Genomic DNA, 24,642 nt, shown 5'->3' on the forward strand with positions numbered 1-24,642 from the left:
TGCAGGCACTGGGCGTCGTTTTTGTTCCTCTTTTTCGTCATGACGCACCCGTTAGTTCGTGCCGATAAGGCTCGGCGTCGGGCGTGTGTCCCAAAACGACCGATTACGCACCCATCGGACCGATGGGTCCATCAAAGAGTACTAAAATTAGCCTTTCATTTTCAGTACCCCTGTACTAAAAACCCCTCGCCCCGCAGTCGTGCTTAACTCAATGGAGCAGGGGGATCTGTCATGGACCACCTGAAATTCCGCAGGCGTCTCGCGAACTGAGGCGCCGCGCCTCTGCATCGATCTTCGGCCGAATTCGGCTGCGGATTCAACCGGTCGATGCAACACAATAGAAGCTGCGTGAGCGGCGGGAGTGAACCTCGTAGCAGTCGTTGGCTAAGATTGGTGGGACTGGCACCACGGTAGAGAAAGCGAGCAGAAGTCGGACTAGGCTTAGCCCGTGATGTGTATTTTAGGGAGCCAGCTACCCGATTCCAGTCGGAACCCGGAGGCTACCGAAACGCCTATTCGTATCTCATCTTGAGAGCCTCAGTCTAGCTTCTCGATGTTGGCGCGTAACATGCCGAGCTCGAGGGTAATCTGGCGCGTGCCAAGCATGCGCGCCGGATTGGGGAAGCACTTTGCGACTGGTGCGGTGTCGGCGACGCGATAGACGCGCCACAATTCGTAGCGATCGCGCTCGCGTAACGCCTTCTCGAACTCCTTGCGCGGCCAGTCAAACCGGCCATCGACGCCCGTAGTCGACTTTACTTCGATCCAACGCGGTCGCCCATGCGCGTCGATCGAGCGGATGTCGTGGTCGGCACCTAGTTCGTCACGTGATGTCCAAATGACGTAGCGTTCGGGCTCGACATGGCCCATATCGCGCACCTTCTGTAGCTCCATACGATAGACTAGCTCTTCGCCGCGCCGACCCAAGAGGCTAGCGCGCTCGATTTCGGCGGGGGTCGGTGGAAGCCAGGCACTGGACGATCCGCCCCCGCCGCGGCCCGACGGGCCGCGTGGCTCGATCTCTGTGCCCTTGTTCGATGCAACGGTCAGCGAGACATCATCGAGATTTGGCAGTTCGAAAGGCCGAGTCGCTGGCGCAGGCGGCGGCTGTGGCGGTGGATTGATTGAGAGCGGCGCCGCCGGAGCGACGGGGCCGACCGCCTCCGCGTTCGTCGAGCCGTCCGTGTCGAGATTGTCGAAGACTTGGCGCAACGCAAGTTCCTCAGGGTCATCGTCACTATCGTCATCGTTGTCGAGATCGATGCCGTCTTCTTCGTCGGCCGCACATCGGCGACCATGAGGAATGCCCATCCGATCGAGATATTCCGTGAGCTCTTCATGGGTGCCGCAGAGGAGAAGCGGAAGGAAGGCGTTGGCGATGCTGCGCATCGTCGCAACGCTGGTCGCTCCCGCGATCTCAGCAAGCGCTTCAGCAAGCAGCAGTAGGAAGCTGTTCTTGGTCTTCGGCGGAATGACGCCGATCCGTTCTCCGCTGACGGCGACCTCTGCGGGCACGAGAACGACCGCGCCACCCACGCTGTATCGCCGCTCCATACTTTGGAAGAAGGCAATTTCGCGGACGGCGGCAAGGCGCGCTTCGATCCTTGCCGGCTCCGAAGGCTCGAAGCCGGGATGGCCATGCCGGTTCCGGTAGGCGACCTCATACAGCGCACGCGCAAAAAGTGACCGGCGCAGCATGGCGAGCACCCGCTCGCTATGCTTGGGCTTGTACCAGAATGGCGGTCGATCCAAGAGACCGAGCACCGGCTCACTCGTGCCTGCGATCGCAGACAGTGGGCGGATGCGGAGACCTACGAAAAATGTGCGAGCCTGCTCCGACCGTTCGATAACCCCAATCTCACTATTGGCGTTGCGAAGCGCCTTTTCGAGCGCCTGAAAGTCGGGCTCGACGAGCTTTCCGGCACGCAATTCGCCAAGCGTGAAGAGCCGCGATCGATCGTCGAGTAAGCAGCGAACATCCTCGAGCTTCTGCGGCAGCCCAAACCTTGCGCGCGCGCTGTAGGCCTCGAGGAGAATGTGCCGGCGACGGGTGTCGAGTGGCGTGTCCTTGGCCCAATCAGTCCCCACGTGCCGGAAGAAGAGCGCCCAATGGCCATCGTTCGATTGAGCCGGCGCGCCAAGGTCCTGATAGGCGCGGCCGACTTCATCGGAATAAAGGTAAAGCGGGATCACCTCGGCTAACGGTGCCGCCGTCCGAGGTCCGACGAGGATCTCCGAGGGCGCATAGTAGCCGTCTTCCACCCAGCAGATCGGCATCTTGGCAATCTCGGACTTGGCGCGACGCTCGCTCCTGATCGCCTCCACGAGCGTGGGATAGAGCAGATCTGGCCGATTAGGCGCGCGGCCCTCTGCCCGACGGCACTTGATGAGATCGAGGAGGGTCTCGGAATCGGGCGCGACCTTGAGTTTCAGCTTACGGTAGAGGAGATCGTTGGTCCCGCCGACAATCCGGTCATTGTCCCCAATGCACAACCGATTGGTTGCTGTATCGAGATGCAGCGTGGCCGGGGCAACAAGCTGGCCCGACCGCGCTTTAAGGCAGGGGATCGCCCGTAGTTCCTCGACGATCGCGGGGTGCAGCAACTTGGGATTCTCAGTGAGCAGTTTTGCAAACCGCTCCGCCATCTCTGGTCGCTCGGCCAGGGCGCGGGCGTAGCGGACGAGATCCGAGCCGTTCAGCGAGTCGCGGATCCGCAAGCGTGCCATCAAACCGGGCGCGTTCAGCATCTCCTTCGACGGAGCGTCGATCGCATGGTCAAGCAGGCGGGCGAGGGGTTTCTTGAGATGCACCATGGCGGCCGGGGCGACCCACTGGCCACGCTGGTTCCTGACCACTGGATTGTTGCGTAGCGCTGATAGAGCGGGCCGGCTGATCGGCGCCTCGCGAGTCAGGAGCTTTCGGTAGAGGGTTTCGCGTTCCCGATCATCGGGAGCGGCCGTGGCGGCGCGCTGAGCAGCATCGATCAGCCACTGTTCCTCGTTGAATGTCCGGCAATGGCTTGAAATCGATCTGTAGGGAACGAGCTCCGGATGGAGCCTGTTAGCCTCCGGCTCGGGGCAGTCGACCCAGAGATCGGGACCAACGACCATGAGCTGGACCGCGGGCATGAGCTCGCCGGATGCGCTCAGAGTCGACGTCGTATTTCCGAGATCAGCCCTATGCTGCTTAGTCAATTGCCGCGGATAGGCCGACAACGCTGCGGCTTGGCGCTTCTGGATGTCGATCCCGGCGAGGGTGCCGCTGTAGTTCGTGAAGTAGAAATTGGCGTCGTCGCCGACCTTGGTCTCGAGATTATCCGCGTCCTTGCCCGCGCATCGCAGCCGGACCAACGACGAAATAGTGAATCGCTTGGCGCCGCAACGCGCGACCAGATCGCACAACGCTTTGTCGCCGGCAAGCGCTGGATCGAGATAGCGCTCAGCGCCGAGGAACCCCGAATACTCCGCTTCCACGGGGAGCACGATCTCGCTCGCACGGGCGAGCTTGGCCTTTTCTCTCGTAGGCCAGCAAGTGTCCTTTGCAAGCCGTTCGGCGATTTTGCTGAAAAAACGATCCGGACTGGCGGTGCCGTTGCCAACCAGGGCCTTGAAGGCGTCCGCACCATACCGGCCGAACCAGTCGGCCTTGAGCAGATCGATCGTCAGCTCGACGGCCTGATCAATGAGCCAGTCGTTCCAGACGAGGTCGGTGATCCCGCTGCGATCGGTATTGAGTTCGAACGGCGCACTGACGCCAACGGCGCAACCGGTGAGCGACGACCGCGCCTTCAGTGGATAGTAGAAGTGACCATGCTGGCCGAGATCGATCCGCTGGCGCGCGATCGGGACGGAGACCGCTATCTTCAACCTGCCGCCAGGGAGCTTGTAATACGCCGGAAAAGGACGTCCTGCATGCTCGGCCGGGATCTCGATCGATCGCGAGAATTCCTCCTCTTGGAACGGCACGCCCCTGCCATTACCGTCGATGAGCCTCCCGATCCGCACCACCATACTGACGCCGGCGGCACGGCAGCGTTTGGGCTTCGCGTCCTGCCTCCAGCGCAGCATCCGGCCAGTACGGATCGAGCGAATGTTGACCTCGCGCAGGCCGCGCTTCTTGCCGCTGAGCGCCAGCTTGACCAGTGTGTCCGGCATTCTCGCCGCCATCAATTCGATGGCATGCTCCTCGCGTTCGAGGGTGAAGGCCTCTAGCCTCTCAGTCGATTCCTGCCGATAAGGCACGTGGACGCGAACACCCTTTTCACCCAGCCAGGCCGGGTCCCGCTCGCGTCCCGTTTCCTGGGTCTGAAGATCGAGCAGCGCGACCTGCCCGCCAGAACGCACGTGGATTTCATCGCCAAAGCGAAAGAGCGAACGCAGGCCAAAATTCTTCGAACCAATGCCGTTTTCTTTCGGCGCCACCATCTCTGCTTGCCGGCTGCCCATCACATTGCCGGTGCCGACGATCACCGAGAGCCGTTCCCATCCGTTGCGGTCGATGTTTCGGCCCGTGCCGGCTACCTCAAGCGAGCGGCTCCCAAAGGTGAGCGTCAGCGTCTCGCCGCCGCCATCATATTCGTTCTGAACGAGCTCGCGCAGTACGTCGCTCGCATCGTGCCCCGCGACGAACTGCTCGATGAAGCTCGAGCCGATCCGGGTTCGCCGACTGCCGCTGAAGTCGGGCGGCACATAGTCGGGCTCTTTGACGGAAGGGGGCAGGATGCGGGCCTTTCCACGGTTCCGGGCGGGTCGGCTTGGTGGCGTGGTCTCAGTCGTTTCTGCCGGCCTTTCTAATTCCTCAGTTGCCAATATCTTGTCCATTCGGCGTCCGCAAAAAGGAGGGTTGCTGCTGCTACAAGTCAATGTAGCAATGCCGCCTTAGGGGTCATTTGCCGCCTTTTGTGTTCTGAACTGCTCCGAGTGCGAGAGCCTCCGGCTCACAACAGGCTAGCTGCGTTAAAGTTGCTTCACCAGTATTGACGCCCTTCGTTAGACTACGTTTGCAATCGTGTGCAAAACCGGCGGCTCTTTGTTGCTGGCCCTCGCTCACGTTGCTGTGCCTCGGCTTTGGCCGGTCTGATCTTGAGCCCACTTTCGTAGCGTCGAGTACTGCGGATAACGTTTCTGGTAATCGCGTTCCGTTGAGCCGCCGGAATCTGCAATTGATTGCACGCCTCGCCGCAGGCCCGTCGGTCGATCACCCCTTGCCGTCAGGGTGGTTTTTCGCGAGCCAATCACACCATTTCTGATAGTCGGGGTGGTCAGATTCGAGCGCGAGCCCGAAGTCATAAATGTTTTCAAAGACATCGTCATCGGTCCACTCTTCGCTCTCGACGAGAATGTCGTCTTCGAATTTGCGTGGGTCGAGGACGACATCGCGTGGGCTTGACGCATTGGCCTGAGTGTCGCTGTTTAGCGGCTCGTCGGTGGGACATAAAGTCGTCATCGCGCGTTCCATCAGTGCCACTTGATCCCAGTTATCAATGAGGTCATCGGATCGAAGGCTTCTTCTAGCTGTTCTGAGCCAGATCCGGGCCTTCGTCAAGTCTTTCTCGACGGGAACGCCTTTCGCATACATCTTGGCGAGGCACAGCGCAGCAACGGCGCTCCCTTTAACGGCAGCGTCTTCAATTTCAGACTGATAGCCCAACAAGTTGCCGATCGACGTAACATCGCCGGCCATGGCCGCTTCCGTGTGATAGCGAGCCGCTGCAACGATGTCCTTCGGTACCCCTCGACCAAAGCGATACATCGTCCCTAGTTCGCCGATTGCTTCGACGTAGCCTTGCTCCGCTGATCTGGCAAACCAATGCGCCGCGTCGGTATCGTTCTGCTCAACGCCGTCCCCACGCGCGTAGCGCATGGCCAGGTTGAACTGGGCAACCATTTCCCCCTGCTCGGCGGCTTGCCGATACCAGTAAGTGGCCATCTTGGGATTTTTCTCGGTACCGATGCCCCTCTGAAGCATCGTCCCGAGGTTGTTCTGTGCGCTAATGTTGCCCTGCTCAGCCGCAGCGCGATACCAGTACAACGCTTGGGTGAAATCTTCAGCGACGCCATTGCCTGCGCGATATGCTTCAGCAACCTGAAATTGCGCTTGCGCATCACCGTGCTTCGCCTTCCTGATCTTGTCGTTAAATTTGGCCGACATGAGACCTCCGTTACTGCGACGACTTAAATTTGCTGGCGGCAACACCGACTCGCCGCTCCACAAACAGGACGGGCGTTGTAACTTATTCGATTGACCGTGTACATCGCCGATGATGGCGTAGCCCATAGCCGGTGAGTATTAAACTTTGCTTTATGGCTTCACTTATAAGATAACAGGAGCACGCGTGCTTACCTATTAGGACGAACACCGGCTTCGTAGGTTACTTGGGATGCGCTCTCGCTCCGCCTCCGCTCGTTTGCGTCATTGCAAACCGTCCTGCTAGCCCCGTTGCACTCAAGTGCAGAGTTCTGATGCAAACGCCGTTGAAGGCTGGGCGCCCCGTGCAGATCTGTGCATATGCCAGATGTCGGCGCACTTCAAGATAATGGTGAGAGGTTTCGGCACTAGCCTGACCTGACAGTCATAGTCCACCAAGGCGTCCACGATCGCGTAGAACAGTTCGATGTTGATCTTCTGGCGCCCCCTGCCTGTGGTCCGGTCGCGGAAAAAGATATCCTGTACTTCGTATCGGGCGCCCCCGCCGCGCCTCCGACCGGCCGCGGGGAACACGGCGGACCATGAACAAAGCCCCCCTTGCAGCCGGAAGCCGGAGGGGCTATCAATGAGCCACCGACTTGGCCTTAGCAACTCCTTAACGGAACGGCTAGCGCTCAGGCGGGGTCTTTTTTTATTCAGTTGAACTAGTGGTCGTCCTGATGCCACATCCACGTTGTGTACTTATAGCCCAAAGTTCTGTTTGCCGCGTCTGAGCGCTATCCAGTGCGGCATCTTTTTCGAGGACGTTACCGATACCGAAATCACCCAGGAAAGAGAGAATTGAGCGTCCGTTGAACTGACTCTCATCGTCGACATGCCGGACAAATCCGTCCACTTTCGCTGACTCAAGAGCGATTTCCCTGCAGTTCATTGTGGATTTCTCATATTGAGTCAATTCACCCTCTCTTCCGTAATGCTTAGTCGCGCAGCCCGACAGTAAGACGCCAATCGCGAGCACTAGGACAGATTGAATCTTCATTTGGTCACCTCGTTCAAGTTGGTATTCACTTCGTGCACGACCGAGATTTGGGTTTATTGTGCGGAACGATCCCGTGCGACTCTAGAAGCGCCCCGCAGAGTGTGCGCCAGCCCCGAATGTGCGCTGCCGATGGGTCAAACGGCAGTCTATCGTCGCTCAAGTAAAAACTTCTTTATGTTCGGCGAAGCACATAAAGATGAGCCACCTGAGTCTGCGGATTGGTAGAAGCACCAAATTTTTGCATTATTGCCGCCCCCAACGAACCCCAATCCCCAACGCTGCCTTTCTGCCGTATCCAGAATACTTAATCTTCAACCAATCGCGCGACCGACCTCTTTGATATGGTGCATCGAGTCGTTTGGCGAGCATCAGACGAAGTCACCGGGCACCCGTTCGATGGGCGCGATAATGTCGGGGAAGGACGCGGCAAACGAATTGCCCTGCCGGGAGATCAACTCGACGCGATCACCGCACTTGCGAACGACACGGGCCAGCTCGTCTATGCGAGCGGTGTCGGCGGGGCTGGCGAATGGGTGTTCGAGCATGCAGCGTTGCACCTGATTGCAGGAACGTCGGGAGGGCAGAGGGGAATGATCCCTGCTTAGCCGCAGCGTGATACCAGTACAGCGCTTGGTCCAAGTCTTCGTCGACGCCTTTGCCGGTGCGATACGCCTCCGCCACCGCAAACTGCGAGTCGACATCGCCCCGCTTTGGCCGGACTGCTCCCGGTAGCCGAGTCGCTGCAACAGCGCGCGCAGCTTTTCAGCCTGCCCGTGAATGTCGCCGATGATGTCGTAGTTCATCGTTTCCCCGTGCGTGTTCTTTCTGTTGCGGCCACATCGACCCATTCACATATAGCAAATCCGCAACGCGGCGTCCATCTCGCGAATACCCGCGCCCTTGCAATTGATTGCAATCGCCAGAGCCACATCGGGAAATCAGCGCTCGCGGCAGCGCACCTTGTTCTCATTTTTGCGACGTTTTCGGCGCTCGCGTCCTTGATGCGGATGAACACCGCTCTCACCCGCCCGCAGCAACAAAAGCCGGGACTGCCAGAGCGTCGAAGTCGACCGGTTTGGTACGCCGCTTTCGCTCAGGAGCGTTACAGGATTGAAACCGTTTGTGCCGACATGGCGCTTTGGAAAAACCGCCCCCGCCCCTGCCTCAAATGCTCGCCTTGGGAAGTCAGGGGTGGCCTGTTATTTGCGTCGGCATGTTACAGACCATCAAGACACTGCATCGAGCAAATCCAATCCAGCAGCACAAGCAGTAAACAGGCAATACGCGAACCGGGGGAAACCATGTCCATACACGCCGACCGCCGTCATGGCGACTCAGCAATCCGTTTCTTATCGCCGCGTTCGACCACAGACGCAACAAACCCGTTCGATGACGCTCTGGATGAGCGCGTCACCAGGTCGGCAACGCGTCATTCGCATTTCCGGCAGGACGGGAAACGAACATACGTGCCGCGTCCTCAACATGATCCTTGCCACTTAGTCCTTCGCGTCACGCGTGACGATTGAAAGGCTGCAACCGCGAGCGCTATCAGCGCGGCGTGATCGCGGTCGACATTGGCGAGGATGATGTGGTGCGCTCGGGGTATCAGGATAGTGCTGTGCAGGGTGCGTTATTTCGAGCGCGCGCGCCTCGCCGGCAGCGAATGAACGGTTGGTTTCTATCCTGCAATCAATTGCAACGGGGGAAACGATGGAATTCTTACTTGGCTTTGTAGTTGGGGGATCCTTTGGCGCGTGTCTCGGTGTGCTGGTCGCAGCAATGCTTCGAGCTTGCAAGGACGACGCCCCGGAGACACGGTTCACGGCGCCGGACGGAGCAGCGCTGCGCGGAGCAGCAGAATCGCCAGATGAGAGCCGGATCCTGTGAGGACGTGCATCTGATTGCGAGGCGCGCCATTTGCGCAGGCACCGCGCAGACCGTTAAGTTGCCGCTCCGAGCAAATTCAAAACAGCAGCACGGGTAGCAGAGAAACGATACGCGAACCGGGGAAGACTTGTCCAGACACACACTCCGACCGCCGTCCAGGCGGCTCAGCAATCCGTTTCTATCGTCGCGTTCGACCATAAGCGCAACGAACCCGCTCGTGCCGCGCGAACCATGATCCGTAGGCGGTTGGTGCACAGACAACAAAACGCCGCCATGAAAACAAAATTGGGGGACGTGATGAAACGATCTGTAGCCGTTGGATTACTGGCTGGACTGCTCGCGGGGTGTAGTACGCAAATGCAACAACAAGCGCAGCAGGACAGGGAAACCTTCGAGCAGTGCAGACGGGCGCACCCGGACACGTGGGGCGACAACTGCAACGCGGAATTGAACGTTTATTACACGTCGGCGAACGCCGCCCAAGCTGAGTCGGCCAATAACGCACAGAAAGCGAATGCGTTCGGCGCAGCCGTGCTGGGCACCGGCCTCGCTGTACTGGGCGCCGCCGCTGCAGCACAGGAGTCGCGCCAGTACTGCTGGTACGACCGCTGGGGTCGCGAGTGGTGCCGCTATTACTGAGCACGACTTGGCAATCAATTGCACACACTGGGGAATGACATGAGCTATGACCCAATTGCGTCCCAGCGCGTGGAAGCTAACCGCGGTGCCAAGATAGTGCTCTATCTGGTGGCCAGATGCCTGGGCTTCGCCGTGCTGATGGGCCATCGGCCGGATGCGAATCAGGCAGACACAGGTCGTGTTGCCATTTGAGGGAACGGCAGATGAACTTGCTAAACGTCGTCGGCACGGTGATTTTTCTGGGCATTGTGGCGCTGTCACTGTTAGCCGTGCTGGATGTATTGTCCTTGCGCCCAAGGGCAAAACATACCCGCAAACCCAGCCACACGTCGGCCGGAAAACGTCGAGGCAACATGCGCGCGAATACTCATATGGTACGCGAAGGAGCCTTCTCAGGCGAAAAGGCCGATCGCCAGTCTTAAGTGATCACGAGAAATTGACTTGAAATCTGGTGCGGTACGGGCGGCCTTGCGCCAGCCTTGTAGTCGTGCACTTTGATTGCAAAGACCGCAGGGCGTCGCGTGCCCTCGTTGCCGATCGCCAGCCTTCCAAAACGAACCCATTTCCATCCGACACGTCACTCTATGTCGCGATCGCGCCGCTGTCGTCGAGCGTCTTGAGGCGCCATTCCTGTGCATCCCGCAGCGCCCGAATTGCTCGGTACAGTTCACCGTCCAACGCAGTCTGGTACTTGCAGAGTAGCTCATGATTGATCGGCGCCGACTGGCGGGAGCGCACGAAGTCTGCCACCTCGGCGATAGCAGTGCGTCGACGCACGTGCTCCATCTCGAAGCAGCAGGAATCGACTGTCTTGTTGACCCAGCCCAGCAGGTCCCGTTTGAGGGTCTGCACATACTCTGTCACGCTGACGTTGGCCTCGTCGGCTTCCTCGCGCAACGCCGCATACATTGTAGGGGCCACTTGCTCGAAATGCGTGATGTCATTGGCCTCAAGTACCTTCCGGTCGAGGTGGTGGTATTCGCGGACTATCATTTCGCAGTATTCGAGATATTCAGCGTCGAGCCCGTCGTCGTCAGGCGGTGGCTCAAGATCGCCGTCTTCGATCTGCTTGGGATACACAATGCCCATGGCGTTCTCGATTTGACGGCGATTGCTTTTCGCATCTAGACGACGGGCGAGTTCAATACCGGCCGTTTCCGCGCGGATCAGACGTTGCTGTCGCCACATCGTTACAGCGATGCGCTCGACGAGCACGAGTTCAAGGCTACCGCTCGGTCGCAACGACGCCTGCAATCCATCGAGCAGAAGCTGGAACTCTTCCGGGTTTTCGTCATCGAGAAACAGCCGCGCGCTCAGAACTCCATGCTTCAGGGCATTGCTACTCGCATTAGTTTTGCCTTGGGGTGTCAACGGTCCAGTGCTCTTCTGAGCGTTTTGCTGGTTGGCTGCCGCCTGCTTCGCCGTCGTCATCTGGTATCACCATTTCGGAGTTGTGCACTTGATTGCAAAGCTTCGCCGGTTCCTCATCGTTGCCTTCCGACCGTTGCGTACTGATCGGTTCGCTTACTAACACGGCTGGCCATTTGTTGATTGCGGGTCACTTCACCCTACCGGATGAAAAGCCTCTGAACAAGCCAGGTGACGGTAATGACGCTTGCAACTCTGCAGTGTCGCGTAACCGCGCTTTTGCAATCAAGTGCAACGCTGCCGGGACAGTCGAGGTGCGTTCGGTAGGAGACCGCGCATAAGCGCGCGTTCAGTGTCGCTCACGGGATGCCGGGTTAGAAGTTATACGGCAGTCCGCCCAAGTCCGGAAAAAAATGCCTGAACATTTTCAGCAAAATCGGCCAGGCATCGTGTGACTTCCATTGCGAGATGCAACGCGATGGCAAAGCCTCAACCATATGCTTTCGGGCGGGAAGGTTGAACCCGGCCAGCGTGCCTTCTTGCTCGATTTGCTCGTACAGTCCTTTTCCCTTGTAGACGAGGCAGAAATCCTCCAGCGCCTTAGGCGAGAGAATGAACACGGATCCGGTCAGCGGGTCTTTCAACTTGCCCTCCGCTAAATCTCGCAGAGTCATCGACTCGAGGATCAAGCGTGCCTCCACGCGCGTCAGGGCGTGAGGGATCGTTGTCTTAGTTGTATCGAGGAGGTGTTGCCGCTTGTCGTACACGGCGAGCGAAAACCTGTTGGTCCGCGTTCCGAGATAGATCGTCACAGAAGTCTTGCCCGCGTAGTTTTTACGGAAGATCTTTCGCGACGTGACCGGTATGACGCCGTGGATGTCGACGCCGATGAGGTCAATATACAGTTCAATCTTTTTAACGATAGCGTTTTGAAAGAGCCAATTGAGTGATTGATCAAAACAAGAGAACACGCATAGTTCAACCCAAAACCAGTCATCCGCGTTCAGTTTGCTCGGGTTAAACACCAGATGAACATAGGGGTGGCCGCCATATACGCCAACCACCAGAGTCAGAATGCGCTTCTTGTCTGCGTTGCGCAAACGAGCCACCCAGATCGCGCCGCTGCTTTTCTGATGATGCTTTATGCGCAGATCTGGGCCCTCTATGGCTTTCAGGCTGTCCCGGACACCGAGCATCATAGCGAAGCCTTGTTTGCAGTCAGCACATTTCGGTGAAAGCACGACCTTATCAATGCCGACGAATACGTCTTCTGATACTTGGAATTCCTTGATAAGCTCTTGATATAGCATGATTTCTTTAACCCACCTTGGTTCATTAAACCTCGGAGCCGCGCCGGACGACTGAGGCCGTCGTGCGAGCCAGAGCAGGGACGCGGGCCGGGTTCCTTCTTGACTAAGTCTTGAGCAAGGGACTGCATCCAATTGAACGTTGCAATTCGGTTGCAGCGGACTACTTGATTTGCAAGAACTCGCGTACGATTTCGGCACGCCAATACGGGCGTGGATCGTACCCACAAGGCTTGGGCACGCGGCCAATACGTAGTCGAGCGTAGAACGCACTCGCGCTCAGTTCACCCAACAGCATAAGGAAATGCGCGACGCGAATTCGTGCATCAGGAATGTCGAGCGAAGGTGGCGTTTTCGGTTTCTGGTGGCCGTTGACGCGCTTCTTCAACTTGGAAGTAGTCGCAACTGCGACAGATGCCGAGGTGGCGGTGGATTTGGAGAAGGTGACAGTCATCACGCATCCTCTACATGAGGCGCGCGCAAAGGCCGCGCCGGTCGGTTAATTCAACCGGCGATAACTCGCAATAGGGTGAGCAGCGCCGGAACCTTCGCGTTTGCCAAACGCACATCTAGCGAGGGCCGAAGGTTCCGTATGCGCTAACGGTCCGGACCGAACCGCCTTCTTGCATCCGGCGAGGATGACCAAGAGAAACACGGGCGTCGTGACCAAACTATCGGTGAGACATGTCAGCGAGCCAACATGTGAGATCACTATAAAATATCTTCGCGCAGGATGCAACCGCAGGGTCAACTAGCAGATGCGGACATCGGCAGCACAATGACGTTGTCGGTCGTCAATGCGCTCAACCTCTCGCCAAGCCGCGCCCATGCCTCGCGCTTTTCCGGGCCGTAGTCATGCCGCTGATACACCCGCGCCATCCGGTTCTGCTCGCGGTGGTTCAGGCAGGCTTCGATTACGGCGGGCTGCACGCCAACTGCTTGCATAAGGGTTGCCGCCGTACGCCGTAGGTCGTGCGGGGTCCACTTCTCATCGCCGAGCACGAGTGCGTTCGCGTGCTGGGTCGTACGTTTCGAATGCGCGGCGCGGTCATAAAACCGCAGTTGTCGGTCGCTGATCTGTTTCGTGATGGACTTCACGTCGATATGGTTGTCTCCCTTCGATGAAGGCATGAGCCATACCTTGTTGCTTGATAGTTCCATCAATGCCCGCATATTCATCAGCGCGAAAGGCGACAGGTGGATCACGTGTGTGTCGTCGTTCTTCGCGTTCGAGGCCGGGATGCGCCACGTCGCGGCGCTCAGGTCGATATCGGCTTTACGGGCTTTGATGAGTTCGCCGACTCGCGCATTGGTTGCCAGTAGCGCCATGACGGCGTGCTGCGTGCTATCGAGTAGATCGGCGGCTTTGAGCGCAGCGGGGAGGGCACGCAGTTCCTTATCGGACAGTGTACGTTCCCGTTCTTCATTTGGACCCCCGACATGCTTTTTCTCGATGCCGCTCGTGGGGTCAACGGCGACGATCTCGCGCACGAGCGCGTAACCGAGCATTTGCCGTAGTTCGGCCAGCAGTCGATTCGCCAGTCTCGGCGCACCACGCGCTTTCACGGCGTCGAGGATTTTCATCAAGTCAGCGCGCCTGATGTCGTCGGCATAGCGCTCGCCGATGGCGGGCAGCACGTCCTTTTCGAGTCCGCGTATGGTTTCCTTGCCGCCGTCCTTGCGCCCCCCGAGGTCGGACACTGCCCACTGTGCGAATAGCGCGCGTACCGTCAGTCGAGCGTCTTGTTTTGCTTGCTCAGCCTTGCGCGTGGCTTCTGCGGCTTCACGTTCGCGCTTGTCAGCTTCGCGCTGCTCGATTGGGTCGAGACCCTGGCGAACAAGGTCGCGGGCCTTGTTGCGCGCTTCTCGAATTTCCGTTAGCGGCGTGGCGGGCCACGTACCGCATGCAATTTCGCGCCGTTTGGTGCCCACGCGGTATTGATACCAAAAACTCGCGCTCACGCCGTCACCGGCTTTGCGCACCTTGCCCCATAGCCCGTCTCCGTCACGAAGCACCTTGCCGATGTCCGCTGGTTTGAGCGCCTGCAACTGCTTGACGGTAAGCTTCGCCATGTTCTTTGACCCCGACGTTGACCCCGACAAAAATCGGAGTTACAACAGGATGAATTAGGTATGAGACCGGATGCGCAATACCATTATAGCCTTACGTGGAGGGGTTTTTGGGGCAATGAGCAGGATGCTTCGAGATGCGATGGGACGATGGAATACCTTTATGGGGTGCAGGTGGTCGGAGGTTCAAATCCTCTCGCCCCGACCAAAGAAATCAAGGCCTTACAAGCAATGCTTGTAAGGCCTTTTTCGTTTTGGGGCGGATTTTGCCCCGCTGGCACACCGTGTACAGGTGATTGTCAGTGTGCAGAGACGAGTGCGATTATCCGTGGTTGGCTCGTGAGCGCTGGCTGCCTTTGGCTCGAGACTTCGACGAAGTATCGTCAGGCCCTTCAAGGCTCGGTAGTACCAATTCCTCCATCAATGCCAGTGTCCGCAGACAAAACTCATTGCCAGCAGCTCGTTCCGCGTCTGAAAAGTGTGCAATCGCAGGCGCGATCGACGACTCTTTCGCAAGCTTGACTATCGCCTTATCAACGATGTCCAGGCCTTTCTTGGTCAGATGGACGATGAATCCGCCGCCGTGACTTGGGTCAGGCTGACGTTCCACCATGCCGAGGCTCGCGAGACGGTCGATCTTTTTGGTAATTGCGCCCGAGGTAACGAGTAGCGCTCGATACAAGTCTGTCGGGCGCTTTGCGTATGGGTGACCGCTGCGGCGTAGTGCCAGCAGCACACGCATGTCCGACCCGCTAATACCCCATAGGCTCTGGCACATTTTGTCGAACGCCTGTTCTACGAGCGTGCCGAGTCGCATGAAATAGATCGCGAGAAGGAAGTTGGAGAGATCGAGTTCGCTGTGTTCACGTTGCCACTGCAGCGTGATGAACTCAATGAGGCTGCTACCAGGAAGATTCGATTTCCTGGCGGGCACTGACTGCTCCACTACCGCATTCTTGCGGGTTCGGGTAGACGCGGGTCGCTTTGCGGCGGCGATGCTCATCTCGATGACTTCCCTGGAAGTATGTTCACTCCCGGCCAATTGTAGTGGGACCGGCTCAATACGGCCGTGCACAATTGTACGTAGAATTTCCGACGACGCGTCAAAGATCAGGAGCGTCGCTATACCGCTTGCACCGCGTTGCGCAAGGTGTCGGCTATCTGGCCGGCGAGGAACGGCGAGAGCTTCCAGGTTGTGGGCGTCACACCGTGATCCAGTGCATACGTGCGAAATTGTCGGCATACCGCGTCGAAGCTGTCGCGACTACCCATCAGCCATCCCCCGCCGTGAAAGGCCATCGTGACCCCTATGGCGCCTTTCGGACGGCAGATGCGTACGGGGATTCCGGCGTCGAGACCCGGAATGACGAGATCGAAAACCTTGTCGATACGGGGGGCCGGCGCCCGTGCGGCAGTGCGTGCGGAGATGCCTGCGCGCGCCTCCTCGGGGCTCACCTCTGCCATGCTCGGTTTCGTTGCGGCATTTGCAGCGATAGCTCGAAGCGACGGGTGGATGTGGTCTTGAGCGGAAGAAGACATCGTCGATTTCAGGGAGTCGGGGTCGTTGAGGGAGCGAACGTAATGGGGGGAATGGCGGCAAGGACGCTGAGGCCGCCATCGACAGTGATGATTTCACCCGCCATATGGGCGCTCAGGTCGGAGGCAAGGAATAACAGGTGGCCGGCGATTTCTGCCGGCGTGGCGGCCCGTCCAATCGGAATCGCGTGACCGACTTTCGTCCACGTCGCTTCGTCCAGGCGCTGATTCAGTCGCGGCGTGCGGACGAACCCCGGAGATACCGCATTGATGCGCACTTTGTGGGGGGCATACTCGGCACCCGCGCAGCGCACGAGGTGATGCAATGCCGCCTTCGAGGCCGCGTAGGCAACCTCGTTCGGCACAGCGCGATCGCCGGCGAGCGAGCCGACAAACGCAAAGGTGCCGCCACCATCGGCCTTCATCATTTCGCCGCCAATCTGAATCGCGAGGTAAGCATGGCGCACGACAATATCGAATTGCTGGTCCCACGACGCATCGTCGACGGCAGCTAGCGGCTTGACTCCCGCAACACCGATGATGTCGACGACGCCATGGATGCGGCCGAAGTGCTGGCGCGCGGTGTCGAACACGCGCTGCATGTCGTCGCGAGATGTTGCGTCCGCCACGCACGGTATCCCGGCCACGGCGTCTGCAATGTTCCGGGCGAGCGCCTCGTCGCGGTCGACGCAGAGCACGCGAGCACCCGCCTGCGCGAGTGCGTGAACGGTTTGCTCGCCGATGCCCTGGCCAGCGCCAAGCACCACAAAACCGCGGCCGTCGAGTCGTAACAAGGACAAGTAGTCCGGAACATCGTTATGGGTGTTGTGGGTCACGGGAGTAGCCTCCTCAGGCTGTCACTGCCTGGCGATGTGCTGGCAGCAGGTCTTGCCAGGCTGTACCGTCTTCGAGTTGCCGGTCGCAGGCGCTCACGCCCCGGAGGTCAAGGCCGAGCGCTGGCGGTTGCCGGTTCTCCATCACGCGCTTGATCGAATCCAGGAGCACACGGCGCACGCGCACGACAGCCTGGTCGGCGGGCACCAGGTGCTCGCGCGATCGATCGTAAAGGGGGCCCTGAGACAGCCCGATCGTTGCGTCCTCCACCTCGACGCCGCGCAATCCGGTCCAGTTTTCCTTCATCAGCTCGCGGTTCTGGCCGAACGTGTCCATCCAGCTGGCCGTGAACGTGCAATTCTTGCGGTCATAGTACTTGGGGTCGTTCAACCCGAGCAACTCGATGATCTTATCTTCAGTCACCGGGGCGTCGCCGTGGACGACGATGTAGGTGCTTGTGTGCGTGTCATCTTCGGGGACCTCGAGGACGGTGAACTGAAACGCCGGGGCAGGGATGATGCGGCCGTACGGGACGATAAATGGGACCACGCGTGCGTTGCGGACTCTCGGGTCCTCGGTCTTGCGCAGAGCGACATAGTGGAAACCGAAGGCCGTATCTTCGATTTTCAGAGCCGGTTCCAGGTCATTGGATGCAAGCGCAGCGGGATTGACTACGTCAGGGTTGGGTGTGAATTCGTCGTCTTTCCAGCCGGGGCGCGCCATGTTGGTGTGCAGTACGCCGACATGAGAACTATCCTCTCCGCCTTCGACCAACTGCAGATAGTTGCAGGCGACGTTGATGCGCAGCACGACGCGATTGTTCGGTGCAGAGTCCATGAAGGCGTAGCGCGAAAACGCCGGAAGCAACTCGAGCGGGCCGACGTAAGCCCAGACGATGCCGCCTTCCTCGCGCGCTGGAAAGGCCGGTGCCTTCATTCGTGTCGCGTACTTCGGATCGGCGTGGTTCGGCGTTTCCAATACGGCACCGGAAACGCTGAATTTCCAGCCGTGATAGAGGCACCGGATGCCGCCTTCTTCGACCCGTCCAAGTGCGAGCGACGCGCCGCGATGCATGCACAGCTCTTCCAGAAAGCCTACCTTGCCCTCGGTGTCCCGGAATGCGACATAGTTCTCGCCGAGCAGACGGACACGGAGTGGCGGGCAGTCCGGATGCGGCAACTGGGCTGAGGTGCACACTGGGTGCCAGAAACGTCGCATCAAGGTGCCCCCCGGCGTACCCGGACCCACACGGCAGAGAATCTCGTTGTCTTCGTGGCTCAACATATAAAGCTCCTTTCCTGACTTTCGTTATTGGCTGCGCTCTGCACGTGCAGCATGGGTCGACACGATCCGATGGTGCGGAACCAGGGTGCGCCAGTCCTCGTCGATGCCGATCTCACCCGACACGCCAATGGCGCTGCCGGCGTCCGCTCGCAGCGCGGCTATCTCCTGCTGGTCACGAGCCGCCCGGGCATATGCCAGCAAGCAGCGCTGAAGACGACTGATCGCGAGGTCGGCAGTGGATAGCATCTCCTGCGATCGGTCGCGAATCGCGCCGCTCGACACGCTGCATGCGGCGTCTTCCTGCGTGATGCCGTCAAAACCGGTGAAATGACCGTTCCGCTGCTGCCCGCGGTCCTGGCGGTAGCCATTGGCAACGGACATTGCCGCCGAAGAGTCACAGGTGTCGGCCGTCATCCCGTACTTGCGCAGCGTCGGCTCATCCAGGCCCACGAACGTGAGTTGCTCACTGCGCAACGGCTCTTCGCCAACGAGCTTTTCGGCATCCCACCACACGTGATACAGGTTGCAGCGCTCGTCGCTCACCGGCACGATCGCAAGCCAGACATCCCCGTTCGCGTTAGCGATGAAGCAGGGAGCGATGAACGACGTTACTCGAGCGATACGCTTGTCGCCGGTTTGGCGGATGGCCACATAGTGGAAGCCGAAGTCCGTCTCGTCTGCTTCGATCTTGGGGGCCGCGTCGAACTGCATGTGCGAAGTCTTCTTCGCATAGTCGAGATTGGAGTCGTTAGTCCTGGCCAGTGCGGAACTATGAAGGACGGTCAAATGCGATGAATCGACAAGACCTTCGATCACCTGAACAAAATTGGCGTTGACAACTGCGCAGGCATTGATACGGTTCGAGTCTGGCTGGTCCATAAAGGCCCAGTGCGGGAAGGGCGGCTCTTTACCCTTTGGACCCAGATAACCCCAGACGATGCCACCCACCTCCTGCACTGGGTAGGTTCGACCCTTGATGCGCTCCTTGAATTTCGGGTCCTCGACGTTTGGGGTCTCGAGGACAGTCCCATCCACCGCAAACTTCCAGCCGTGATAGATGCAGCGCAGCCCATCGCCCTCCGCGCGGGCCAATTGCATTGAAGCACCCCGGTGCAGGCAACCCTCTGCATAGAGACCGGGCCGACCCTGCTGGTCGCGCCACACGACAAACCGCTCACCCAGCAGGTCAATTGTCTGCGGTTCGCCATTCGCCTGCGGCATGTCCGACGACTGGATCACGGGCAACCAGAAACGGCGCATTGCATCGCCCATGGCCGTACCTGTGCCAGTACGGCACATTAGTTCGTTATCTTGCTTGGTCAACATGTTGATCCCTCGCTACGATGTTTGGCAGTGGGTGACCGGCCGGCTCAGAGATCGAGCACCAGCCGGGAAGTTTTCGCGCGCGAGCAGCACGGCATGAAGCTGTCGTTACGTGCCCGCTCTTCGTCCGTCAGATAAAGGTCTCGATGGTCGGGTACGCCGGCCAGCACCTTCGTCATGCAGGTGCCACAGACACCCTGCTCGCAGGACAGCGGCAGGTTGAACCCGGCGTCGAGCAAAGCGTGCGCGGCACTTTGATCCGCGTGAACCTCGATGACCCGGCCACTGCTGCCGATCTCGATTTCGAACCGTTCGTCATCCGAAGAATCGACTGACGCTGCCGCGAAATATTCGCGGTGCAGGTGCCCCTCGTCCCAACCGAGTTCGCGCGCAGTCTGCAGGATGTGGTCCATGAAGCCGGTGGGTCCACACACGTACAGATGCTTGTCGGGTGATGGCGAACCGATCGCGGAGCGGGCATCGAGTTGCTGGCCAGGGGCGCCGTCGTCGACGTGCACGTGCACGCGCGACTCGTCGTCAAATTGCGCTTGTTGCAGGCGGTCGACGAAAGCCATGCGCGACAACGTGCGCCCGCAATAGTGCATCTCGAATGTGCGGTGCTCGCGCGCCAGTTGCTGTGCCATGCAGAGGATTGGCGTGATGCCGATGCCGCCCGCGAACAGAATCGAACGGTCTTTTTGACCGTTGTGCAGGGTAAAGTGGTTGCGCGGGGCGCTGATCGTGAGCGTGTCTCCCGCATGCACGTCCTCGAGAAGTTTCACCGAGCCGCCGCGTGATTGAGGGTCACGCAGCACGCCGATCCGGTAGCACGGGTATTCGCCCGGCAAGTCATACAAGGAGTACTGACGCACGGGACCCTGAGGCACGTGCAGGTCGATGTGCGAACCTGCTTCGAAGGCGGGCAGTTCACCATCCGACAACGGCGAGAGCTCGTAGCCGGCAATGTCGTCCGCCAGCCAAATCTTGGCGGAGACTTTGACTTGCAGCAAGGTGTTCATTGGGATCGATTTATCTTCCATGGGGATGTAGGCATAAAGAGGATTGCGTGTCACGCGGCGATGTGAAGTCGACGCCGGATGACTACTGGCGAGGCGCCCAACTGGCGTTGCACTAGCCAGCGCGCCAAACCTTGGTCCATCACGCGCACATGCTCCGGAAACCAGTCCATCAGCGCTCTGGCAAAAGAGCGGACAACCTCGGTTCGTCCATCAGCCAGCATGACGCGTACTTCGTCGAGCGACCGGAGCACGGCCGCATGCTCGTCGATATGGCAACCCGCTGAACCATAGGCTGTCTCGCGCATCGAGGCGTCTTCGTCGTCAAAATGGCGGTGCGCATGTTCGGCAAACGCTTCGAGCGCGTTCTCAAGATTGTTGTCGTCCGTAGTCAGAAGCGCGTGTACACATGCGACAAACTCATGGTGGGTTTCGTCCATCGTCTGATGGCCAAGTGCATAGTCGTCGTGCCAGGCGAAGCCAGGGATTACACGATCCTTCCCCCTCGCATGTTGCGTTGACTCGACCATTGATGACGCTACTGCTGGGCTCGGCGATGGCGCGGTACCGCGGCCGTCAATTGTCTGTTGCTCTTCCAAATCTTTCATTTGTCAACGCACTCCTGCTCAGTTGATCACGCTGGTCTATCTGATCTTCCTAGGAAGATATTTAATTGCGTGGTGAATGTCGAGATAGGGCAAACGCCTATACATATGAAAATTTCAAAAAAAGGCGGCGAATTTTCGGCCGAAAGGTTTGCCGGATATGACGATCACGAACCTGTGAAGCGCCGGGTTCGGGTAACTCCCGACAGCAAATAGTTTGACATGGAAGATGATCAAAAATTATCTTCCACGGAAGCACATAACCAAACGGAGACAGATGATGGGTTCACAGTTGAGTCGGACGGGGGGTGGCTTTTCGTGGCGTCGGATGATTGGGGGAGGACTCGCGTTTCTTGCGGTATGTGCGCCGGGAGTATCCCAGGCACAGAGCTCTGTCACCTTGTATGGGATTATCGATACCGGCGTTGAGTACGTGACAAACGTCGGTCGTCAAAAGTCCAGCGTGGTGCGTGTGCCGTCGCTCACGGGATCGATACCCTCAAGGTGGGGTATCCGTGGCAAGGAGGATCTGGGTGGTGGTCTTAGCGCGATTTTTGTATTGGAGTCGGGCTTCGCCCCGTCAACGGGCGCGCTGAATCAGGGTGGTCGTTTATTCGGCAGGCAGGCCTATGTCGGGCTTGCAGGGCGGTGGGGGACGTTATCCCTGGGCCGGCAATACTCTCAGATCTATTGGGCCTTGCCGGGTGACACGATGGGGCCGAATGTCTATGCCGCCGGTGATCTGGACCCGTACCTGGCTCAACCGCGACTCGACAACGCCGTCGCCTACTCCTTCACGTCGTCGGGGCTGACCGTGGGTGCAACGTATTCGTTGGGGCGTGACGGGGTGGATCCCGCGGAGGCCGGAGGATGTGCCGGGCAGTCGCCGACGGACTGGCGGGCCTGCAAGTCGATATCTGCCATGGTGAAATATGAAGCGGCGACATGGGGCATCGCGACGGCCTTCGACCGCAACTACGGTGGTGGCGGCGTCGGCTCGCCCCTGCCGCGTAGCTCGCAAACTGATACACGTGCCGTCATCGACGGCTACGTGAAGTTTGGTACCTCGACTATCGGTGCGGGATTTCTCCACCGAATCAATCACGGGGCGCAGACGCCGACCCTTTTCGACGCGGTCAGCAACTACTGGTGGCTTGGCGGGACCTATTTCGTCCTGCCACAAATCGCCCTTGACGCCCAGTTCGGACATATATCGGTGAACGGCGGGAGTTCCGCGGGAGCCTCCCTGTTCGCAGCGCGCGCGACGTACTTATTGTCCAAGCGCACTTCTGTATACGTCACCGCAGGGCGTGTGTTCAACCAGCGCAATGCAGCGTTCACGATTGACGGCGGCGTGATCCCACCCGCCTCCTCGCCATTGCCCGGGGTGAATCAATCGGGTGCGATGGTGGGTATTCGCCACCAGTTCTAAATGGTCAGCCGAAGCTCGACCTCTAATCAGATTGCCTCTCTTTCTTGCTCCAACGGAGACATCCATGCGTCGCAGCTTTCGTTTCGCGCTCGCCATGCTCGCCTGTGCGGCCGCCTCGGGCCTCGCCTTCATGAGCCCGGCCCGAGCGCAAGAGACCGTCAAGATTGGCCTGCTTTTCACCTACTCGGGCGCATCCGGGATGACGGGGCAGGTCGCGGACAACGTCATCAAGCTGTTCCAGCAGAAGAACGGCACGACGGCCGGCGGAAAGAAGATCGAGTTCGTCAAGCGCGACACGACCGGCCCGAACCCGGAAGTGGTCAAGCGCCTTGTGCAGGAACTCATCGTGCGCGACAAGATCAACGTCCTCATTGGGCCGGACTTCACCCCGAACGTGCTGGCGGTCGCGCCGCTTGTCACGGAAGGTAAGGTTCCGACGTTCATTACCGGCGCCGCGACGCAGGGTATCGTCGCGCGCTCGCCGTACTACGTGCGGACCTTCTTCTCTATCCCGCAGTCCGTGCGGCCGATAGCGCAGTGGGCACATGAGAACGGCGTGAAGAACCCGTTTATCGTGGTCGCGGACTTTGCACCGGGCCACGACACGGAGACTACCTTCACCAGGACGTTCACCGATCTCGGCGGACGGGTTGCCGGCACGGCGCGCGTGCCGCTGCGCAGCCCGGAATTCTCCAGCTACATGCAGCGCATCAAGGATGCGCAACCCGACGCTGTGTTCGCTTTCTTCCCGATCGGCGAATTGGTGCCGCAGTTCCTCAAGGCCTACGCCGACTCCGGCCTCAAGAGCCGCAACATCAAGTTGCTCGGGACGGGAGACATGAGCGACGAGAGCGTCATCGATGCGGCGGGTGATGCAAGCGTCGGCCTCGTGACCGCAGGGGTCTATTCCACGGCGCACGACTCCGCACCCAACAAGCAGTTCGTGACCGATTACGTAGCCGAGTTTGGCAAGACGCCGCGCGTCACAACTGGAAGCGTCGCCGTGTGGGACGCCATGAGGCTGATTTACGACGGCATGGCCGCGCAGAAGAATGCCCCGTTCGACGCCGACAAATTCATGGCCTTCGTGAAGGGCCGCTCGATCGAGAGTCCGCGCGGACCTCTCGCCATCGACAGGGTCTCCGGCGACGTCACGCAGAACGTGTATATCCGCCGTGTCGATAAGCGCGACGGGGCGTTGCAGAACGTCGAAATCGAGACCTTCAAGGACGTATCGGCGAAGTGATCGGTAGCGATGAGACAACGACCACTCCAAACTCGAGAGCAGCTATGACGACTATTGTGACCCTGCTGTTCAACGGGCTATCTTACGGTGCACTGCTGTTCGTCATGGCCGTCGGCCTGTCCGTCACGATGGGGATGATGCAGTTCATGAATCTGGCTCAGGTCAGCTTCTCGATGCTCGGCGGCTACGTGATGGTCAGCGCGATGAATGTGCTGGGCATTCCATTCCTGGCGAGCCTGCCACTCGCATTCGTTGCCGTCGGAGCGTTTTCCGCGGTTCTGGAGTGGCTGGTGTTGCGCCACTTCTACGAGGCCGACGATCTAACCCAGGTACTACTGACGCTCGGCCTGGTCTTTATGTCGATCTCGTCGGTGGCCTTCATCTGGGGGCCATCATTCCGGCCGGTCTCGGTGCCGGCCTGGCTCAGTGGGCAAGCGCACGTGTTCGGGCTCGACCTCGAGCGCTACCGCATCTTCCTGATTGTCGCGGGCGTGCTCATCGCGATGGCAATGGTGCTGGGGATCGAGAGCACACGGTTCGGCGCCAAGGTGCGGGCATGCGTCGACAACCGCCGCGCCGCATCCGGTTGCGGAATGAACACTGGGGCGGTCTTCTCGTTGACCTTTGCGTTGGGTGGCGGGTTGGCTGGCCTCGGCGGCGCGTTATCGGCGAACCTGCTGAGCCTGGATCCCAACTTCCCGCTGCGCTATCTGGTCTACGTGCTGATCGTCGTCTCGGTTGGCGGCACGGGCAACATCTTCGGCACGCTGCTCGCAGCGGTGCTTATCGGCGTGGCCGACGTCGTGGGCAAGTACTACCTGCCCGAGGCCGCCGGCCTGTCCATCTATGTCCTGACGGTGCTCGTCATGTTGTGGCGACCGCAGGGCCTGCTCGGCAAGAAGGTCTAA

Annotated in this window: 20 protein-coding genes; 5 read left to right on the top strand and 15 right to left on the bottom strand. The window is 59.3% G+C overall.

From position 1 onward, the window contains the following. Nucleotides 1-537: 537 nt before the first annotated feature. From GNZ13_RS42010 to GNZ13_RS54695, 4 genes are all read right to left on the bottom strand, one after another. Nucleotides 538-4,821 (bottom strand): DUF3883 domain-containing protein, encoded by a 4,284-nt coding sequence (locus GNZ13_RS42010; protein ID WP_172162876.1) that lies wholly within the window; start codon nucleotides 4,819-4,821, stop codon nucleotides 538-540. Between the two features lie 376 nt (nucleotides 4,822-5,197). Then, nucleotides 5,198-6,151 carry a tetratricopeptide repeat protein gene (locus GNZ13_RS42015; RefSeq protein WP_172162879.1) on the bottom strand — a complete coding sequence of 318 codons (954 nt, stop codon included), beginning with the start codon at nucleotides 6,149-6,151 and terminating at the stop codon, nucleotides 5,198-5,200. 688 nt (nucleotides 6,152-6,839) lie between these two features. Continuing rightward, a complete protein-coding gene (locus GNZ13_RS42020) occupies nucleotides 6,840-7,187 on the bottom strand; it encodes a hypothetical protein (RefSeq protein ID WP_172162882.1) in 348 nt (115 codons plus the stop codon). Nucleotides 7,188-7,555: 368 nt separating this feature from the next. Continuing rightward, a complete protein-coding gene (locus GNZ13_RS54695) occupies nucleotides 7,556-7,990 on the bottom strand; it encodes a hypothetical protein (RefSeq protein ID WP_328807205.1) in 435 nt (144 codons plus the stop codon). A gap of 1,381 nt (nucleotides 7,991-9,371) precedes the next feature. Here GNZ13_RS54695 and GNZ13_RS42030 point away from each other — a divergent pair. Next, on the top strand, nucleotides 9,372-9,713 hold the full coding sequence (locus tag GNZ13_RS42030) for a hypothetical protein (RefSeq protein WP_172162888.1): 342 nt from the start codon (nucleotides 9,372-9,374) through the stop codon (nucleotides 9,711-9,713). A gap of 203 nt (nucleotides 9,714-9,916) precedes the next feature. After that, entirely contained in the window at nucleotides 9,917-10,135 is a 219-nt protein-coding gene (locus GNZ13_RS42035; protein WP_172162891.1) for a hypothetical protein, read from the top strand. Between the two features lie 160 nt (nucleotides 10,136-10,295). Here GNZ13_RS42035 and GNZ13_RS42040 read toward each other — a convergent pair whose 3' ends face one another. From GNZ13_RS42040 to GNZ13_RS42090, 11 genes are all read right to left on the bottom strand, one after another. Then, a complete protein-coding gene (locus GNZ13_RS42040) occupies nucleotides 10,296-11,144 on the bottom strand; it encodes a hypothetical protein (RefSeq protein WP_172162894.1) in 849 nt (282 codons plus the stop codon). Between the two features lie 311 nt (nucleotides 11,145-11,455). After that, nucleotides 11,456-12,391 (bottom strand): hypothetical protein, encoded by a 936-nt coding sequence (locus GNZ13_RS42045; RefSeq protein ID WP_172162896.1) that lies wholly within the window; start codon nucleotides 12,389-12,391, stop codon nucleotides 11,456-11,458. A gap of 160 nt (nucleotides 12,392-12,551) precedes the next feature. After that, nucleotides 12,552-12,842, bottom strand: a complete 291-nt coding sequence (locus GNZ13_RS42050; RefSeq protein ID WP_172162899.1) for a hypothetical protein — start codon at nucleotides 12,840-12,842, stop codon at nucleotides 12,552-12,554. Nucleotides 12,843-13,135: 293 nt separating this feature from the next. After that, nucleotides 13,136-14,461 (bottom strand): tyrosine-type recombinase/integrase, encoded by a 1,326-nt coding sequence (locus GNZ13_RS42055; protein ID WP_172162902.1) that lies wholly within the window; start codon nucleotides 14,459-14,461, stop codon nucleotides 13,136-13,138. 319 nt (nucleotides 14,462-14,780) lie between these two features. After that, nucleotides 14,781-15,461: a MarR family winged helix-turn-helix transcriptional regulator gene (locus GNZ13_RS42060; protein ID WP_172162905.1), complete on the bottom strand. Its 681-nt coding sequence runs from the start codon at nucleotides 15,459-15,461 to the stop codon at nucleotides 14,781-14,783. A 119-nt stretch (nucleotides 15,462-15,580) separates the two neighbouring features. Next, entirely contained in the window at nucleotides 15,581-15,922 is a 342-nt protein-coding gene (locus tag GNZ13_RS42065) for an alpha/beta hydrolase family protein (RefSeq protein WP_216674780.1), read from the bottom strand. A gap of 83 nt (nucleotides 15,923-16,005) precedes the next feature. Then, the gene (locus tag GNZ13_RS42070; protein WP_172162908.1) at nucleotides 16,006-16,830 is read right to left on the bottom strand and encodes an SDR family NAD(P)-dependent oxidoreductase; all 825 of its coding nucleotides are present in this window, start codon (nucleotides 16,828-16,830) and stop codon (nucleotides 16,006-16,008) included. Between the two features lie 13 nt (nucleotides 16,831-16,843). Continuing rightward, nucleotides 16,844-18,112: a Rieske 2Fe-2S domain-containing protein gene (locus GNZ13_RS42075; protein ID WP_172162911.1), complete on the bottom strand. Its 1,269-nt coding sequence runs from the start codon at nucleotides 18,110-18,112 to the stop codon at nucleotides 16,844-16,846. A gap of 24 nt (nucleotides 18,113-18,136) precedes the next feature. Next, the gene (locus tag GNZ13_RS42080) at nucleotides 18,137-19,438 is read right to left on the bottom strand and encodes a Rieske 2Fe-2S domain-containing protein (RefSeq protein WP_172162914.1); all 1,302 of its coding nucleotides are present in this window, start codon (nucleotides 19,436-19,438) and stop codon (nucleotides 18,137-18,139) included. Between the two features lie 44 nt (nucleotides 19,439-19,482). Beyond that, the gene (locus GNZ13_RS42085; protein ID WP_216674781.1) at nucleotides 19,483-20,454 is read right to left on the bottom strand and encodes a PDR/VanB family oxidoreductase; all 972 of its coding nucleotides are present in this window, start codon (nucleotides 20,452-20,454) and stop codon (nucleotides 19,483-19,485) included. Between the two features lie 50 nt (nucleotides 20,455-20,504). Further along, nucleotides 20,505-21,059: a bacteriohemerythrin gene (locus GNZ13_RS42090; RefSeq protein ID WP_236001920.1), complete on the bottom strand. Its 555-nt coding sequence runs from the start codon at nucleotides 21,057-21,059 to the stop codon at nucleotides 20,505-20,507. Nucleotides 21,060-21,384: 325 nt separating this feature from the next. On the opposite strand from GNZ13_RS42090, the gene GNZ13_RS42095 reads away from it, so the two are divergent. From GNZ13_RS42095 to GNZ13_RS42105, 3 genes are all read left to right on the top strand, one after another. Then, on the top strand, nucleotides 21,385-22,488 hold the full coding sequence (locus GNZ13_RS42095; protein ID WP_236001929.1) for a porin: 1,104 nt from the start codon (nucleotides 21,385-21,387) through the stop codon (nucleotides 22,486-22,488). Between the two features lie 64 nt (nucleotides 22,489-22,552). Further along, a complete protein-coding gene (locus GNZ13_RS42100; protein WP_172162920.1) occupies nucleotides 22,553-23,734 on the top strand; it encodes an ABC transporter substrate-binding protein in 1,182 nt (393 codons plus the stop codon). 44 nt (nucleotides 23,735-23,778) lie between these two features. Continuing rightward, nucleotides 23,779-24,642, top strand: coding sequence for a branched-chain amino acid ABC transporter permease (locus tag GNZ13_RS42105; protein WP_172162923.1), 864 nt, complete (start codon nucleotides 23,779-23,781; stop codon nucleotides 24,640-24,642).

The sequence above is a fragment of the Paraburkholderia elongata genome, assembly GCF_013177735.1.
GTDB lineage: Bacteria > Pseudomonadota > Gammaproteobacteria > Burkholderiales > Burkholderiaceae > Paraburkholderia > Paraburkholderia elongata.

Excerpts from the sequence above, each read along its gene's own strand:
- GNZ13_RS42010 (WP_172162876.1), bottom strand. The coding sequence starts at position 4,821 with ATGGACAAGATATTGGCAACTGAGGAATTAGAAAGGCCGGCAGAAACG.
- GNZ13_RS42015 (WP_172162879.1), bottom strand. The coding sequence starts at position 6,151 with ATGTCGGCCAAATTTAACGACAAGATCAGGAAGGCGAAGCACGGTGAT.
- GNZ13_RS42020 (WP_172162882.1), bottom strand. The coding sequence starts at position 7,187 with ATGAAGATTCAATCTGTCCTAGTGCTCGCGATTGGCGTCTTACTGTCG.
- GNZ13_RS54695 (WP_328807205.1), bottom strand. The coding sequence starts at position 7,990 with ATGAACTACGACATCATCGGCGACATTCACGGGCAGGCTGAAAAGCTG.
- GNZ13_RS42030 (WP_172162888.1), top strand. The coding sequence starts at position 9,372 with ATGAAACGATCTGTAGCCGTTGGATTACTGGCTGGACTGCTCGCGGGG.
- GNZ13_RS42035 (WP_172162891.1), top strand. The coding sequence starts at position 9,917 with ATGAACTTGCTAAACGTCGTCGGCACGGTGATTTTTCTGGGCATTGTG.
- GNZ13_RS42040 (WP_172162894.1), bottom strand. The coding sequence starts at position 11,144 with ATGACGACGGCGAAGCAGGCGGCAGCCAACCAGCAAAACGCTCAGAAG.
- GNZ13_RS42045 (WP_172162896.1), bottom strand. The coding sequence starts at position 12,391 with ATGCTATATCAAGAGCTTATCAAGGAATTCCAAGTATCAGAAGACGTA.
- GNZ13_RS42050 (WP_172162899.1), bottom strand. The coding sequence starts at position 12,842 with ATGACTGTCACCTTCTCCAAATCCACCGCCACCTCGGCATCTGTCGCA.
- GNZ13_RS42055 (WP_172162902.1), bottom strand. The coding sequence starts at position 14,461 with ATGGCGAAGCTTACCGTCAAGCAGTTGCAGGCGCTCAAACCAGCGGAC.
- GNZ13_RS42060 (WP_172162905.1), bottom strand. The coding sequence starts at position 15,461 with ATGAGCATCGCCGCCGCAAAGCGACCCGCGTCTACCCGAACCCGCAAG.
- GNZ13_RS42065 (WP_216674780.1), bottom strand. The coding sequence starts at position 15,922 with ATGGCAGAGGTGAGCCCCGAGGAGGCGCGCGCAGGCATCTCCGCACGC.
- GNZ13_RS42075 (WP_172162911.1), bottom strand. The coding sequence starts at position 18,112 with ATGTTGAGCCACGAAGACAACGAGATTCTCTGCCGTGTGGGTCCGGGT.
- GNZ13_RS42080 (WP_172162914.1), bottom strand. The coding sequence starts at position 19,438 with ATGTTGACCAAGCAAGATAACGAACTAATGTGCCGTACTGGCACAGGT.
- GNZ13_RS42085 (WP_216674781.1), bottom strand. The coding sequence starts at position 20,454 with ATGAACACCTTGCTGCAAGTCAAAGTCTCCGCCAAGATTTGGCTGGCG.
- GNZ13_RS42090 (WP_236001920.1), bottom strand. The coding sequence starts at position 21,059 with ATGAAAGATTTGGAAGAGCAACAGACAATTGACGGCCGCGGTACCGCG.
- GNZ13_RS42095 (WP_236001929.1), top strand. The coding sequence starts at position 21,385 with ATGATTGGGGGAGGACTCGCGTTTCTTGCGGTATGTGCGCCGGGAGTA.
- GNZ13_RS42100 (WP_172162920.1), top strand. The coding sequence starts at position 22,553 with ATGCGTCGCAGCTTTCGTTTCGCGCTCGCCATGCTCGCCTGTGCGGCC.
- GNZ13_RS42105 (WP_172162923.1), top strand. The coding sequence starts at position 23,779 with ATGACGACTATTGTGACCCTGCTGTTCAACGGGCTATCTTACGGTGCA.